4 protein-coding genes and 1 pseudogene are annotated in these 16,421 nt (G+C 68.7%); 3 read left to right on the top strand and 2 right to left on the bottom strand.

The features are described 5' to 3' along the window. The coding region (locus tag ACGF13_RS22035) for a serine hydrolase (protein ID WP_392877578.1) at positions 1-327 on the top strand (327 nt) is incomplete at its 5' end. A gap of 113 nt (positions 328-440) precedes the next feature. On the opposite strand, the gene ACGF13_RS22030 is transcribed toward ACGF13_RS22035, so the two are convergent. Beyond that, positions 441-3,524 (bottom strand): hypothetical protein, encoded by a 3,084-nt coding sequence (locus ACGF13_RS22030; RefSeq protein ID WP_392877576.1) that lies wholly within the window; start codon positions 3,522-3,524, stop codon positions 441-443. A 654-nt stretch (positions 3,525-4,178) separates the two neighbouring features. Between ACGF13_RS22030 and ACGF13_RS22025 the strand changes: the two are divergent. After that, a pseudogene (locus tag ACGF13_RS22025) lies at positions 4,179-4,277 on the top strand (alpha/beta hydrolase); the annotation flags it as partial. 499 nt (positions 4,278-4,776) lie between these two features. Here ACGF13_RS22025 and ACGF13_RS22020 read toward each other — a convergent pair. Then, entirely contained in the window at positions 4,777-11,256 is a 6,480-nt protein-coding gene (locus ACGF13_RS22020; protein ID WP_392877574.1) for an RHS repeat-associated core domain-containing protein, read from the bottom strand. A 348-nt stretch (positions 11,257-11,604) separates the two neighbouring features. On the opposite strand from ACGF13_RS22020, the gene ACGF13_RS22015 reads away from it, so the two are divergent. Further along, positions 11,605-16,413: an FG-GAP-like repeat-containing protein gene (locus tag ACGF13_RS22015; RefSeq protein WP_392877572.1), complete on the top strand. Its 4,809-nt coding sequence runs from the start codon at positions 11,605-11,607 to the stop codon at positions 16,411-16,413. Positions 16,414-16,421 lie beyond the last annotated feature (8 nt).

The following is a 16,421-nucleotide window of genomic DNA, read 5'->3' as shown; positions in this document are numbered from 1 at the left end:
GGGATCTCCACCACCGCCGACCTCAACACCTTCATCACCGCCCTGCTCGGCGGACGGCTGCTGCCCCGGCCGCAGCTCGCCGAGATGATGACGGTTACCCCGCAGAGCCAGGGCGGGTACGGCCTGGGCCTGGAGCGGACCACCACCGACTGCGGTGAGCTCTGGGGCCACACGGGCGGCATCCCGGGCTTCAGCACCTTCCTGTACAGCAGCCCCGACCTGCGCCGTCAGCTCTCCGTCTCGATGAACGGCAGTGGCCTCTCGACCCCGCTGCCCACCCGGAAGGCCTTCGAGAAGCTGCTCGGCGCCGCGACCTGCAGCGGCTGACCCCGCTCGGCCGGCACTGTTCCCGGACCTGAGCGGACGTGCCGGGCCTCCGACTGCTCCGGGTCGGGGCGGGCCCGGGTGGTGGCCCGGGCCCGCGCGGTGCGGTGCGGTGGTCAGGCCTTCGCTGCGGACCCGCCGGTGGACGGCGCGTCGGACTTGGCGTCCGAACCGGCCTTGGCGTCCGAACCGGCCTTGCCGCCCTGGTTCAGCATGCCGCCGAGGGCGCTGAGGTTGCCGCCGCCGGCGGGCACTCCGGCCACGGCCGGTATCACCTTGGCGGCGAGGTCGGCCGCGATCTGGGCCATCTTCTCCGCGTGTTCGGTGGCGGTCTTCAGGGCTTCCTGGGCGCGTTCGCCGGCGGCCTTGTCGTTGCCGGCGGCGGCCTCGATGCCCTTGGTGAGCACCTGGCTCATCTTGTCGAGGCCGCTCATGTCGCGGAACAGGTTCGCGGTGGCGAGGGCCTGCGCCGTCTGCATGCCGACCGGGTCGGGCATTGCCACCAGCGGCGTGAACTTCGCCTGGGAGACGCCCATGCCGGCCGCGGTGACGTCGAGGTTCTGCGCGCGCGACGCGGTGGACACCGGGGCGATGTCGGCCGGCGTGATCTGGATGGGCGAGTCCTTCCAGTTCCAGAAGCGGGTGAGGTCGATCTTCTCGGCCGAGTTCGACCGGCCGAGGACGGCCTCGGCGAAGACGCCGTTGGTGGCGATGGCGATCGTGTCGGCCACCGGCGTCCCGAACGTGTTCTCGCCCGGCTGGCGGGACTTGGTCCACTCCTCGCGTTCCTGCTCGCTGGCGAAGTTCCACCGGAAGCCGAGGTAGTTGCCGGTGGCGGCGATCGGCTTCGGGTCCAGCAGCATGCCGAGCGGGACGGTCGTCGTGCTCGAACCCGCCGGCGTGTACGAGTAGTTGGCGAGGATGCGGCTGAGCGTCAGCTCGTCGGCGTTGACCCAGACGGCCTGGCTGTAGTGACGGCTGTTGTCGTTCAGGTGGTCCAGGATCGCCTGGGGCGCGCTCCCGCCCCGCACGTGGAAGCCGAGGGACGAGACGTAGGTGCGGCTGCCGGACTTCACCGTCGAACCGAACAGCCCGCAGATGGCCGAGCCGCCGCCGGTCTCGGTCAGGTCGGGCGCGACGGTGGCGGTCGCGGCGATCCCGAAGTTCGCCACGCCCGAAGTCATCGTCAGGCGCAGCCCGGCGAGGCTGCCGCCGGCGGCCGTGCCGGACCAGGCGTCGACGGAGAGCAGCTTGTCGGCGCCGCCGAAGGTGTAGGAGTCGCGCTGCTGCACGCCGGAGCCGCCGGTGTCGCCGCAGCGGAAGGTCCGGCCCGGGAAGACCACCTGGATGCTGCGGATTCCGGCGTTGTCGTACCAGACGTCGATCCTGGACGCGGAGGAGAAGTCGTCCTTCGGCAGGTCGTCGAAGACTGTCGGCACCTCGCGCGCCAGGTACCGGGACAGCGTCCCGTTGCCCATGAGCACCCAGTAGTCCCCGCTGGCGGCCGAGGCGATCTGCGCCAGCCCGACGATGTTCTGGAGGCCGTTCGTGGGACGGACCCAGCTCGTCGCACCGGGCTCCACCACGAAGGGCCAGGTCTCAGCGCTGGACTGGGACTGCACGACGGCCCAGACCGCACCGTCGGAAGTGGCGGAAAGACGCTGCACGCCCGGCCCGTTCCGTTGCACCCACCCGGTGCCGCTGCGCTCGTACATGGACCCCTGCCGGCAGTACCACACCTTGTCCTTGCCGGTGGTGGCGACATCGTCGGCCAACACGCCCATGTTCGTCCAGGAACTGCCCGGGTTTCGCTGATGGAGGAAGTTGTTGGCGCCGACGACGTAGACCGTGTCGTCCGCGCCGCAGGCGATGCGCACCCCCAGGCCTCCCGCCGGGTCGGTTCGCCAGGTCGTCCCGTCGAACTGCACGACCGCGTTGTCGGTGGCCCTGAGCGCCCAGACGGTGTCCTTGCCCGGCGCGATGCGGGTCAGGCCGCCGCTCAGTCCTGCGGTGGGCACCGACTTCCACTGCTGGGCCACCGGATCGAAGCGGACCGGGCTGCCGTCGGCCTTGCGCACCCCGTACACGCCCATGGCCGAAGCGGCGATGTCGGCCAGCTCCACCCCGGCGAAGTCCTGCTTCTCCGGTGCCCCCGGCGCCGAGCACGGGTTGAGCCTGCGCACGGCGGTGTTGAATGGGTTCGCCGCGCGGATCTTCGCCGCCCAGTCGGCCGGCGCCACCGACGCGAGCACCTCCTTGTACCGTTGCAGGCTGGTGTGGGTGAAGGTGAGCTCCTGCAGCGGGATGAACAGGCAGCGTTCCAGCTTGGTCGGCTTGGTCGTCACGTTGTAGACCTGAACGACCTCGTAGTACTGCACCGACATCGCGTGCATGTGGTTGTAGTTGGTGACGACCCGGGTGAGGACCTGGTCCTTCTCCGCCTGCGTCGTCTCGCGTACGACCGTCATGTTCCGGCTGCGGGCCGCGGTCGCCAGCTGTTGGGTCCGCGCGCTGATCCGCTGCGTCGCCTCGTTCGCGACCGACCGCACGCCGGTGGAGCGCGAAACCGCGGTCGCGACGCCCGCGTTCTCCGAGTTGCTCCAGTTGGCGCCGGCACTGAGGTTGAGGAACGCAATGCCGGCGCTGCCGCCGGAGCTGGACGACTTGCTGAACTGGAACCCGTGGGAGTCGCCGTGCTGCTCCTCGCGGGCGATCGCGTTCGCGACCTCGCTGATCGACCGGTTCTGGTCGCTGGTGCTGGACAGCGCCTCGTTCTCGGACGCCCCTTCGGTGCCGGTGGCCTTGGTGGTGCGCTGCCAGTCGACGACCGCGACCTTGGTGCTCTCGCCGGGCGCGAGCGCGAGGCTGTGCAGCAGCCGGCCGAGCGTGACGCCCTGGGCCGACCAGCTCTGCTCCGTGGTGACGATCATGCCCTCGGCCGGGCGGTCGTAGAACGGCAGGTTCTCCTCACCGAGGTCGATGGCCCCGGTCAGCTTGCGCGCCGGCTTCGCCCCGGGGATGTCGGTGAGCACCACCGAGCGGTAACGGACGATCTCCGTCGGGTAGTTGCCGGTGGCCGGGAGCAGGTCCTTCGGTGTCGGGCCGTCGAGCGCCGCCCTGTCCACTTCGGTCGTGGCCGAGGTGCCTGTCGGGGGCGTCACTGGTGTGGCGGCAGGTGTTCCCGTGCTCGGGGTGCTCATCACGATTCCCGTCTGTGCAGACAATGAGGGCAAGTCCGGCAACGCGTCCAGGAGTTGGAGCGCCTGGCCCGAAGGTGAATGACGCATTCCGGATCGCTCGAAAGCTATCCAGTCCGGTCACGGCAGCGGCACGGTTCGTCGAACTTGGCCGGAATCAGTCGGCTCAGCGGCCCTTCCGCATGCGGGTTCTGACGATGCATCACTGAGGGCGGGTGTCGCTCCCCTGAATCTGGTTCGTAGGCAAACCCATCGACCCCGGCAAAGGGGCAGCGCAGCGGCGCTGCCCCTCCGCCGACCCCCGTGGAGGGCCGCAGTGCATCACCGTTCCCGTCCGACGGCCGGACTGCTCGGTACCGGCGCCGCTCTGAGCCTGGCGTCCCTGTAGCCGGCATCCGCGACCACCACCGGCGGGCGTGAGCTGCCAGGTGGCGAGCGCGTCGAGCGTTTCGACGGCCAAGACGCCATTTCGGGCGATGGCCCTCTTCGGCGGGGATGCGGCAGTGGGCACGCCGCCGCCCGGTGCGGGCGGCGGCGGTCGGGCCCGCAGCGTGCTCCGGATCCCAGACGGCGGGTAGGATGCCTCGTCGGTGACGGCGTGGACACTCACGGCCTTCGCCGTCGCGCCCAACTCGGCTGCATGAGTGGTTACTTCATAGCCCCTTCGACGGCCACACGCTGGAAGGCAGCCACCTGCGCTGGCTCGTTCACCCGCAGCCGGCCGCTGTCCGCCTCGCCGGCCTCGCGGTGAGCTGACACTTGGACATGCGCTCATAAGCGCACTACTCGTGGTCTTGCCCGACCATCCGGTAACAGTCAGCGGGTGACGGAACAGGAAATAAACGTTCCGCCACCCGCGACTATTTATATCCGGTTATTCATTTACCTGGAGGCCCAGGGCATTCCTTTCGGAAGTCGAAAGGCGGTCCAGGACTCGAATTTCGAGTGCCTGTATCACCTCGCTTCGACCGCTTTGCAGCAAGGCGTTGATGAACCTCTGGGATTTTTCGATCACCCCGGTGTCTCCAACTTCACTGGCAGGTTTCAAGATTGGCCAATAGAATGCCTCGGAGAGAATTTCGTAGATATTGAGTTCTCGAGGCTCTCGTCCCAGATTTTCTGCGGACCAGCACTCGTCACGGTCCAATCCCGCGAGGGGGTCGGCCGACTCCGGGATTTCATTGACCAGTACTGTTCGAACAAATCTTGAATCTGAAACCTCATGCAATGAGATCACTGCCTCGTGTAGCTTTCATCAAGCAGGACCGCAGTACTGCTGACATTCACCTGCATGCTTGTATGCTTCATTGTAGTCCATGATGAAGCCTACGAAGGTCAGTACTTCGCCTGCTACTCCAACGCCCTTCAGTAGACCCGATGTGCGAGGTCCGTCGATCCTTTGGGCTCGTGAATACTGCTTCTCCGTGAATTGCTGGCCGGTCGCAGTGCGAAGCTCGGGGGTGTTGACCACATCTCTGGCGACATTCCTGACAGTTTCCCTTGCTTGTGGCGTCGCCTTCATGTATTCGGTGAGCTCCCCGGCCTCGTCCACAGCGTTTAGCGCGTTCCAGAGCTCTTCGGCTTCTGCGAGGGCGATTCTCTTGTCCTCTTCCGTGGTCAGAATGTGTTTGGAATCCTTTTTCTTTCCTTCGTCTAGGAATTTCCTCAGTCTGGAAAGGAGTTCGGCATTGTCTATCACATGCCACGTCCCCTTTGTCTGCTGGCCAGTCTCTAGTTCGTGGAGGAGGGCGGTGGCAGCCTTTCCATTTCCGATCACCGGCTCCTTCTCGGCAGGAGAGTAGATGTCATTCATGACCTTCTGGAGCTCTGTGCTGTCAACCTTGGGGGCATCCTGTCGCCCTGAGGTGAAGATGCTCGTTCGAAGGCCGCCGTTACTGCCGCAAGGCTTCAAAAGAACGAGCGGGCAGTGGTTGGCCGGCCTCTTTGCAACTTCTTCGCCCAGCTGCTTGGCAGTGCCGGCCGAGATTCCGGATTCGTAGTCCCAGGCCATCAACCCGCTGGGGTCGCTCTTGGTGATGGGGTTGCTGCCCGCGTAGTTGTAGCCGCCCAACTGCTGAGCGTCGGTCGCCTCGAAGATCGGGTCGAGGCTGACGAAGCGGCCCGTGACCGGGTCGTACTGGCGGGCCCCCAGGATGTTGAGGCCGGTGGCCTTGGACGCCGGGGCGTTGAGGAAGCCCCGGTTGTCGGGCCAGGTGGCGGTGGTTCCGCGCGGGGCGCCGTAGGGGGTGAACTGGCGCCAGGTCGGGGTCTGGCAGGTCTGGTCGAGGACCAGGCTGGCGGTGCCGTGCGGGTCCGCGATCTCGAACTGGTAGTTGGTGAACGACCCCGTGCGGACGACGGTGCCGCCGCCCGGGAGGGGGAGGTAGCGGGTGCCGGAGACGGCTCCCACGCTGGTGAGCGTGAACTGCTGGCCCGGCAGGTAGAGGATCGTGCTGCCCGGGTCCTTCTGGAGCAGGACCTTGCCGTCGGCGTCGTAGACGTAGCTGGTGTCGCCCGCCGTGCCGCCCTTGATGGAGCTGAGGCGGCCCGCGTCGTCCCACGCCAGGGTCTGGGTGCCGTTGGCAGTGGTCACGCGCTTGGTGGTGTTGCCCGTCGTGTCGTAGTCGAGGCTGGTGCCACCGGTGGCGGAGGTCAGGGTGTGGGGCTGGTTCTTCCCGTTCCCGTTGTAGGTGTACGTGGTGGTGGTGTCCGCGCCGCCGGTGGTGGAGTGCTCCACCTGGCGGGTGCGGTTGCCGAGGGCGTCGAAGGCCCAGTCGGTCCAGTACGCGCCGCCGGTGACGGCGTCACCGACCTGGGAGTGGGACGCCGTGGTCGGGGTGGCCGCGCAGGAGTCGGTGGCGGTCCACGCCTGGTTGAGGCGGTCGAGCTGGTCGTACGTGAAGCACTGCGTCTCGGAGGTCGCGCCGAGGCGGGTGGAGACCTGCCGGGTGACGTTCCCTGCCAGGTCGTAGTCGTAGTGCTGGCGGTCGACGTCGCTCGGGGTGCCCGTGTTGGAGCGCTGGACGAGCTGGTCGGTCAGGCGCCCGGTGTGGACGTCGTAGCTGTTCTGGATGACGCCGAAGCTGCCGGGGCTGCCGATCTGCGACTGGAGGACGCGGCTCCAGGCGTCGTACGCCGTCTCCTGGGTGTACGTGTAGTTGCCGGCGGCCAGACCGGACGGCAGGTCGAACTTGGGCGCGTACGTGTACTGGACCGACTCGGCCGACAGGCCGTTTCCGGCGGGGTAGGTGTCCGTGTAGGGCAGGCCGGTGTTGGCGAGGTACGTGTGGGAAAACACGTACGACTTGCCGCCGAGCGTCGTGCCTTCGGCCGCCGGGATCGTGACGGTCGCGCCGAGGGACGCGCCGAAGACGTTGAAGCCCGCGGACTGCGTCGTGTAGGCGGCGCCGTTGGCGTAGGAGGTCGACGTGGTGGCGTGGCCGATGGGGTTGGTCACCCCGGCCACGGCGTTGTCGTTGTCGTACACCCAGGACGCGAGTCGGGTGGTGTCCGACTGCGCGGTCAGCGGCGAGGCGAAGGACGCCGTCTTCCGGTTCAGCTTGTCGTACGTGTAGCTGACGGTCTTCGCCCGCGAGTCCGTGGACTGCGCGAGGTTGCCGACCGCGTCGTACTGCATCGTGCTGGCCCCGGCGTCGGGGTCGTTCTTGGCGGTGACCTGGCCGAGCAGGTTGTACGTGCTGGTCCAGGTGGAGCCGGCGGCGGTGACGGTGTTCTGCTTGCCGTGGCCGTCGAAGCCGTAGGTGATCGCCTGGCTGGTCCCGCCGCTCACCGTGTAGTTGCCGGTGAAGGTGTCGGTGGGCGCCGTCACGGTGGGCCGCACGGTGTAGTCGTCGAGTTCGACGGTCCGGCCGAGGGGGTCGGTGACAGTGGTCTTGACGGTGCCGCCGGTGGGCGGGACGACCGTGGTGCGGTCGCCGCCGTAGACGGTGGTGGTGCTCTCCTGGACCACGTTGTTCTTGAGCGAGTCCACCCGCACGGCGCGGCCGAGGCCGTCATAGGTGGTGACTTCCCGGTTCGGGATCTGCTGGGCCGGGACCTCGGCGGCGAGTGCCAGCGCCGGGGGGTTGGTCTGATCCCAGAGGGCCTTGTTGGTCTTGCTGACCAGGCCGCGGGAGTCGAAGTACGACTCGGTGATCAGGCGGCCACCCTGCGGGGTCGGCGACTGGGTCTGGCGGACCCGGCCGAGCGAGTCGTAGACGGTCATCGACGTCACGTAGCTCAGAGCCTCGTTGAGCTTCGCCGTCGTCGATCCGGAGAGGCCGGTGTTGGACACCGTGTAGTCGAACTTCAGGTTCGCCGGCTCGGACGTCGGGCGGGACTGCGTCCACACCCCGGTGAGGCGGCCCAGTGCGTCCGACTGGCTCGTGGCGGTGACGCCGTTCGCGTCGGTCGCGGACAGGGTCAGGCCGCGAGCGGGCGCGAGCGTCGTCCTGGCCGTCTGGTTCTTGGCGTTGGTGACCGTGGCACCGGTGGTCAGGCCGACCGTGTTCGCGGTGTACGCCGTCGTGGTGGCATTGCCGTTGGCGTCCTTCACGGCCAGCGGGCGTCCGTACGTGTCGTACGTGGTGCGCGCGCCGGTCTGCCAGGTGTAGGCACCGCCGGTGTAGTCGGCGGCGGTCTGCGTCATGGTGACGTTGCCGACGGTCGGCGCCTTGGCCTGCGGGAAGGTTGTCCCGAACTGCGGGTCGTCGTAGAACGTCCGGGTGGCGGACTGCACCTGCGCCGGGCGGTTGACGGCGGCGGGCGCGGTGAGGGTGTTGTAGCCGGCCGGGGCCGAGGCGGAGCTGCCCTGGGTGAAGCCGCCGCAGGCCACCGACACGGTCTCCTGGGAGGCGACCAGCCCGACGAGGTTCAGGCCGGTGTTCGCCGGAGCATAGGTGTAGCTGGTGCACTGGTCGTACGCGGTGTCCGCCGGCACGGTGTGCGAGTAAGTGGCCTTCAGAAGACCGAAGTTGGCGTCAGCCGAGTCGGAGACGTAGCTGCTGTCGGTCTCGTTCACCCGCCACGCTGTGGGCGTGACGGAGGTCAGAGCCTGGCGGCTGTAACTCTCGGCGGGCTTCACCGCCTTCGCGGTGAGGTCCGGCAGGCCGCTGCGGCTGCGGGTCGCGGTGGCCGGCGAGACCCAGTACGAGGTGATGGCCAGGTTTTCGACCGCGCCGCCCTCGCCCTTGTACGTGGTGCTCTCCAACGCCATGCCGGACAGCGGACCGCTGTCGGGGTGGGCGCCGCCCTGGGAGTCCGTCAGGGAGACGGACCGGGTGGAGCCGGCCGAGAGCCAGTCGCCGTCCATGCCCCGGTAGTAGGCGGTCTTCTGCTTGGTCCGGCGGTCGTTGGTGCCGTCGCCCACCAGGGTGGTCACATCCGCGTAGCCGCGGAACTGGCCCCAGGTGCGGTACTTGGGCTGGACGACCTCGTTGTCGTCGTAGTGCCAGGCCGCGCCGCCGCCGTACTCGTAGGAGGTGGCCTTGGCGAGCGCGCTGCCGGTCTGGTCGGTCTCCTGGACCCTGGTGACGGCGTACTTCTGGAACCAGTCGGTGATCGGAGCGGTGTAGAACTTCGGCGTCCAGCTCACCGGGTAGCAGGAGTTGGTGTTGCCGGAGGCGTTTGTCGAGGCCACGTAGGCGGCGGTGCACGGGTTCGGCAGGCCGTAGGTGACGCCGGTCAGACCGCCGAGTTCGCTGGTGATCGAGGTCAGCCGGTAACGGTACATGCCGGGGAAGTCGGCGGTGTCCACCCGGTTCTGCATGGTGGTGCCGCCGAAGACCACGGGCGGCAGCGGGAGGGAGCCCGCCCCGCCGGCCGTGGTGTCGTTGCCGGTGCGGGTGACGGAGGCCAGCCAGAGTGTCGGCGAGGTGCCGTCACCGGTCGGCGGCGCGGTCTGCGCCAGGTCGTAGGTGTCGACCGGGGCGTACTTGGCATCCGCCGTCGAGTACTGCTTGGTGACGATCTGCTTCAGCCGGACGGTCGAGAAGAACGACGGCAACTGGGAGGTGCAGGTCTTGCCGCTGTCGCAGACCAGGTCGAACGGCACGTCCGGGTACTGCGTCCCGGCGTTCGAGGTCGAGATCGGGTCACAGGTGGCGGCCACGCAGCGCGAACCGGTCAGGAAGTGCACCTGGTCCGGGACGGTGCCGAAGGCGCCGTTGTCGAGGAAGCCGTAGTCGATCCGGGACAGGTACGAGTCGCGGACGTACTTGGTGTTGCTCTTGCCCTTGTTCTGCCCGTAGTAGTTGGTGTCCTGGGTGTACCAGTACGACATGGCCTGGCCGCGGACGTCCTTGACGTAGTCCAGGTGCCACTTGGAGGCCATGGTGCAGACCGAGGAGTCGAAACCGGCGGCGTTGTAGCACGGGTCACCGGAGTGCGAGGAGTAGACCGGCACCGAGTCGACCGAGTTGGTCACCGGCTTGCCGGAGCTCCAGCCGGGCAGCTGGTTGCGGCCGAAGTAGTACACCGTGCCGGAGCGGTCGGTGACCGTCCAGTAGTCGGTGTTGTAGGTGCCGCTGCCGTTGTTGGAGCCGGTGACGTGGCCGATGACCTCGCCGTTGTCGTTCTGCGGCTTCCAGGTGTTCTTGCCGGAGTCCCAGACCAGCGCGGTCGACGAGCCGTTCAGGGAGAGGGTGAGGACCGGCCCCGCGTAGCACTGGTCACCGGTCTCGGAGGGCGACGCGGTACCCCCGGGCTTGTCGGCGCAGGAGGTGAAGGTCTGCTCGATGAAGGAGTCCGGGGTCGACCAGCCGTCGCCGACCCAGGAGGCCTGGGCCTGGGTGGAGGCGGTCTTGCCGTCCACCGAGGCCGAGTCGTAGCCCAGCGAGACGTTGGGGACCAGCGTGGTCGTGGAGCCGGGGGTCTGGATCGGGTACGCGTAGGTGAAGGACCCGCCGGCGCCGCCGCCCGTCCACGATCCGGCCGGGGACAGCGCACTGGCCGCGTAGTTGCCGGCCGGGCCGCCGCCCTGGTTGCCGGAGTCGGTCGCGGCGAGGACCTGGAGGCCGGCCGCCGAGGGCTTCGCGAGCCCGATCTCCGCCGACACGCTGGACGACTTGGCGTCCCGCTGGGTGGGGAGCGGGGTCTGCACCCGGCAGGCCTCGACCTCGGGCGTGGTCAGCGCACAGGCCGGGAGGGTGACGAGGTGCAGGCGGGAGGCGTAGTTGCCGCCGTAGGCCTCGGCGAAGGCCGAGTAGTCGACGCCGACCCGGACCTTGCCCTCGCGCGTGCTGCCGGCGGGCGGGTCGACCGTGAAGACCACGCCGGATATGCCCAGTTCACCGGACTTCCTGTGGTCGACCACCGTCACGCCGATGTCGGACGGCCCCTGCTCGGCGCCGCTGTCCGGCTTGGCCGCCTGCAGCCAGACGGGGGTGCCGACGGCGGTCTGCCTGACGCCGGCGGCCTTGTCCGAGGACGCGGCCAGGTGGGCGCTGCCCTTGGCCGCCTTGGGCCAGGCGGTGGCGTGCGGGGTGAAGGTGCGCTGGGTCTGGTCGACTTGCTGCGCGATCTTCGGCTTGAGGTCCTTGACGCCCTTGACGGCGCCCGCGGACGGGGTGTCGGGCTTCCAGGGCTGGAGCTGGTCGGCGGCCTGGGCGGGGGTGGTGAGGAGTGCGAAGGCCAGTGCCGCCGCGGTGGTTCCCCCTATCCACTGCCAGGATCTTTGTTGACGAAGTATCAGTTCTGAGTCGGATTTCCCGACTTGGTGCTTCGCTCTGCGGAGCATGGACTCGGTCACACCTCTGCGGATGGGCTGCGTGAGGGCAGCACTGATTACCCGACGTGATGATCACTGCCGGAAGTGGCGATGACTATGGCAAGAGCGGCCGCCCCTCGTCATCGGCCAGCCCTCCTCGACCAGTCGATTTTGCCAACTCTTTGCAGCGAGTTGCAGTCGTCATAAGCGGGCAAAGGGTCGAGAAGTCGCCCAATCCCTTCTGACTGATCGCCAGGAGGCTATTCAGATGCGGCTCACGCTGTGCGAACCTCCTGCCCGACGTCGGCGCTTCGCCGTCGTCCGAACCGAAGAACGAAAGGGTGGGGGCTACCCGTGCCACCTTCCACGTCAAGACGCGTGCTCAGCGCAGCGCTGGGCGCGACGCTGACCGCACTGACACTCAGCGCGGCGATACCCGCGCAGGCCGACGCCGCGGCGCCGCAGCCGTCCACCGTCCAGCAGCCGTCCGCGCCGCCGGTCGCCGGTCCACTGACGGCCGAGCAGGCGTCCGCCAAGGCCCGGACGTCCGGGAAAGGGGTCGTGGTCCAGGCCGCGACCACGCCGACCGACGAGCTGACGGCCAACCCGGACGGCAGCTTCACCCTGAACCAGTCCGTCACCCCCGTCCGCGCGTACCAGGACGGCGGCTGGAAGGCGCTGGACGCCACCCTGGTGAAGCGCCCCGACGGCACGATCGCGCCGAAGGTGGCCGGCAGCGCACTCACCCTCTCCGGCGGCGGCTCCGGCCCGCTGGCGGAGATGAAGAACGGCAACCGCTCGCTGTCGCTGTCGCTCCCGGCCGCGCTGGTCAAGAACCTGCCCGCCCCGGCGTTGGACGGCCCCACCGCGACCTACGCCCTGCTGCCCGGCGTCGACCTCAAGGTCACCGCCGACCCGCAGGGCGGCTTCTCCGAGGTCCTGGTCGTCAAGGACGCGGCCGCGGCCGCCAACCCGGCCCTCAAGAAGCTCGCCTTCACCACCCGGACCACCGGTGTGGACCTGGAGACGGACGCGGGCGGCAACATCACCGCCAAGGACAAGCACGGCCAGGTCGCGTTCTCCGCGCCCGCGCCCGTCCGCGGCGTCTGGGACTCGGCGGCGGACACCTCGGTGCCGAACGTCACCGACCCGACCGACGGCAAGGTGCTGGACGCCCGCAGCGGCAGCCCGGCCCGCTCCAGCGTCGCCGGCCCCGGCGCCACCGCGCACACCGCGCCACTGAAGGCGGAGGTCAAGGACGGGGCCATCACCCTCACCCCCGACTCCGCGCTGCTCTCGGGCGCGAACACCGTCTGGCCGCTGTACATCGACCCGACCTACTCCGCCGGCGGCAACCGGCTCGGCTGGACGTACGTCAGCTCGGCCTTCCCGACCACCAGCTACTGGAACACCAGCGACACCGCGGGCCTGCGGGTCGGCTACAACAACTGGGAGTCGCCGTACTACGTCGGCCGGGCCTTCGTCCGGATGTCGGTGCCCAACAACATCTACGGTGCGCAGATCAGCTCCTCCATGTTCTACGCCACCGAGACCTGGTCGCCGTCCTGTGAGGCGCGTGACGTCGAGCTGTGGAAGACCGACGCCATCTCGTCCTCGACGACGTGGAACAACCAGCCCGGCTGGACCACCAAGAGCGCCACCAAGAACGTCGCCAACGGCTACAGCAGCGACTGCCCCACCGCCCAGGTCGGCTTCGACACCACCGGGGTGATGCAGAGCGCGGCCAACGGCAACTGGGGGGACATCACCCTGGGGCTGCGGGCGACCAACGAGTCCGACGGCAAGGGCTGGAAGAAGTTCCAGCCGAGCTCGATGACCATGACGACGCAGTACAACCACGTGCCGAACACGCCCACCACGCTGACCACCTCGCCGGCGACCTCCTGCACCGCGGCCACCCCGACCGTGGTCGGCAACAGCGACTTCGTCCTGCGAGCCGCGGTGTCCGACCCCGAGGGAAGCCAACTCGGCGTCGCCTTCCGCGTGGTCAAGACGGCCACCGGCGCGGTGGTCGCCTCGTCCACCACCGGTCTGAAGGCGGACTCGGGCACCACGGCCCAGCTCGTGGTGAGCCGGGAGGCCCTGCTGGCCGCGTCAGGCGGCGCGGCGACGACGTTCTCCTGGAACGTCTACACCAACGACGGCATCGCCGACAGCGGCACCAGCGCGACCTGTCGGTTCACCTTCGACCCGAGCACTCCGGGCAAGCCGACGGCCACCATCGGCGCCGGCCCGTTCACGGTCGGCGCCCCGGCCCAGGTGACCATCGCCGCCAACCCGGTGGGGACCGCGCCCGCGAGCTACGTCTACCAGATGAACGGTGCCGCGCCCAGCACGGTCGCCGCCGTCTCCGGTGGCGCCACCGTCACCGTGAAGCCGACCCGGGCGCACAACGTGCTGACCATCACCGCGCTCTCCACGGGCGGCAATCCCAGTGGTGACAGCGAGGTCCTCGAGATCAACGCCGCGCCCCCGGCTACCGCTCCGGAGAACGACCTCACCGGAGACGGCCGCGCCGACCTCGTCGCGGTCGGCGGCAAGTCCGGCCTGCCGAGCGGCCTCTGGCTCGCGAGCGGTGCCACCGACAAGTCGCTGAACACCGCCGCGGACAACCTCGGTTCCGAGGGGCTCGCGGGTACCAACCCGTCCCCGGCGGACTGGACCGGCACCCAGGCGATCGTCGGTCACTTCCGGTCCGGCGCCGGCTTCAACGACGTCCTCCAGTACAACCCGGCCACCGGTGTCGGCCTCGTCCTCTTCGGCAACGGTGACGGTTCGGCGCTGTCGCCGCTGATCGGCAAGGGCGTCCCGTCGGTCGCCTTCACCTCGCCCACCACGAAGGCGAAGGCCACCTGGATCGCCAACGCCGGGAAGCTCTACACGACCGCGGCCCAGGGAGAAGCGAACCCGTTCCCGTCGCTGCTGAGCATCCTGGACGGCTCGCTCTACCTCCAGCCGACCACCGCGCAGTCCGGCGGCTTCTTCCCCGCCGAGGTCGACCTCTCCGACACCAACCCGACCGGCACCGGCAACTGGGCCGGCTGGACGATCGTCACCGCGCTCGGCACCGACGGCATGCCGGGCCTGTTCGCCCGGTCCGACGCCGGCGGCCAGCTGTACTACTACAGTGCGGCGAACCTCCTGGACCTGACCCTGGGCAACAGTGCCACCCCCAAGGTCGTCGCCTCGACCGGCTGGACCAAGGCCGCCAAGCCCACCCTCCAGGCGGCGGACATCGACCGCAACGGCACCCTCGACCTCTGGTCGGTGGACGCCAACGGCGGCGCCTCCGCCAATCTGTTCAACGGCACCACGATCAGCGGCCAGTCGGCCCAGCTCCTGGTCACCGCCACCCACAGCTGGGCGCTCAACGACAACGCCACCGAGGGCGCGGCGGTCACCACCGCCGCCGACCGCACCGGCAGCCTGAACCTCACCGGCCAGGCCGGCGCGACCTGGAGCAGCAAGGACCTGTTCAGCCCCGACGTCCACCTCAACGGCACCGCCGGCGGTGCCATGAGCACCAGTGCTCCGGCAGTGGACGTGGCGAACAGCTTCACCGTCTCCGCGTGGGCCAAGCCGGATGTCACAGGCGGCATCCTGCTCTCGCAGGACGGCAACAACACCGCCGGCTTCATCCTCCATGCGAACAGCACCCTCAACCAGTGGGAGTTCTGCATGGCGGTGCAGGACTCCGGCTGGTGGTACGACTGCGTGCACCCGGGCGCCGGCAGCAACTACATCCAGACGGGCACCTGGACGCACCTGACGGCGACGTTCAACAGCGCCACCGGTGTGATGGCGCTGTACGTCAACGGCATCGTGGCCAACTCGACTGGGCACAAGGCGGTTTCGGGATTCAGCAACAAGGGCTTCCGGGTCGGCGACTACCTCAACGCCGGTACCCACACGTTCTTCTACAAGGGTTCCGTCTCCAACGTCCAGACCTGGGCCGGCACCGCGCTGACGCCCAGTCAGGCGGCGCTGCTGTCCGGCACCCCCGGGTACGTGCTGTTCCCGAGCGATGAAACCAACTACCCCAGCGGCACCACCTGGTCCGCGGGCAACGCCCGGATGCGCTTCGACGGCGGCCAGCTCGTCATCTCCAACCCGGGCTACGGCACCTGGACGATGGGCGACGGTGGCAACGCGAACGCCGTACTCAGCCTCCAGGCCGACGGCAACCTGGTCAGCTACCCGCAGGCCGCCCACACCGCCGGCACCTCTCTCTGGTCCAGCGGCACCTATTCGGCGGCCGGGGACGTGATGTTCTTCCAGCCCGACGGCAACCTGGTGATCTACCGGGTGGACGGCAGCTCGCTCTGGTCCTCCGGATCCTTCACCTACGGCCGCCACTCGGCCGGCACTGAGTCCGGCGGCGACGGCAAGGTCCGCTGGGGCGACTTCAACGGTGACGGCCGGGCGGACGTCATCATCATCAACGACAACGGCTCGGTCAACGTCAAGCTGAACAACGGCGGTGACGGCCACGGTGGTTGGACCGAACTCGGCCAGGTCGCGTTCGGTCTCACCAGCGACCGGACGAAGGTCCGCTTCGCGGACTGGGACGGTGACGGCAAGGTCGACTACCTGTACTTCACCGGCGGTGCGGTCACCGTCTTCCAGAACAACGGCGGTGACGGCCGCGGCGGTTGGACGAACCTGGGCCAGGTCACCCAGGGCAGCACCGGCGACGCCGACCACGTGCGGTTCGCGGACTGGGACGGCGACGGCAAGGCCGACTACATCACGCTCAGCGACAGTGGCGCGGTCACCGTCTACCTCAACCGGGGAGGCGACGGCCGCGGCGGGTTCTCCCCGATCGGTCAGGTGGCGTGGGGCGTCACGGGCGACCGCAGCCGGATCCGCTTCGCGGACATCGACGGCGACGGCAAGGCCGACTACAACATCGTCAACGGCGACGGCGCCGTCACCACGTACATCAACAGGGGTGGTGACGTCGGCGGCGGCTGGTTCCTCCGCCCGAGGATCATCCTCGGTACGACCACCAACCAGAACCAGGTGAACTTCGCCGACATCAACGGCGACAACCGGCTGGACTACCTGGTCACCAACGGAGCCACCACCGCCCTGCTCTCCAACGGCGGCGACGACTTCGCCACCCCGGGCTGGCTCGACTGGGGTCAGATCCTGGGCACCGTCTGACCGTCGGG

This window comes from Kitasatospora sp. NPDC048286 (genome assembly GCF_043201735.1).
GTDB lineage: Bacteria > Actinomycetota > Actinomycetes > Streptomycetales > Streptomycetaceae > Kitasatospora.
This window is presented reverse-complemented; position numbering and strand designations above follow the sequence as displayed.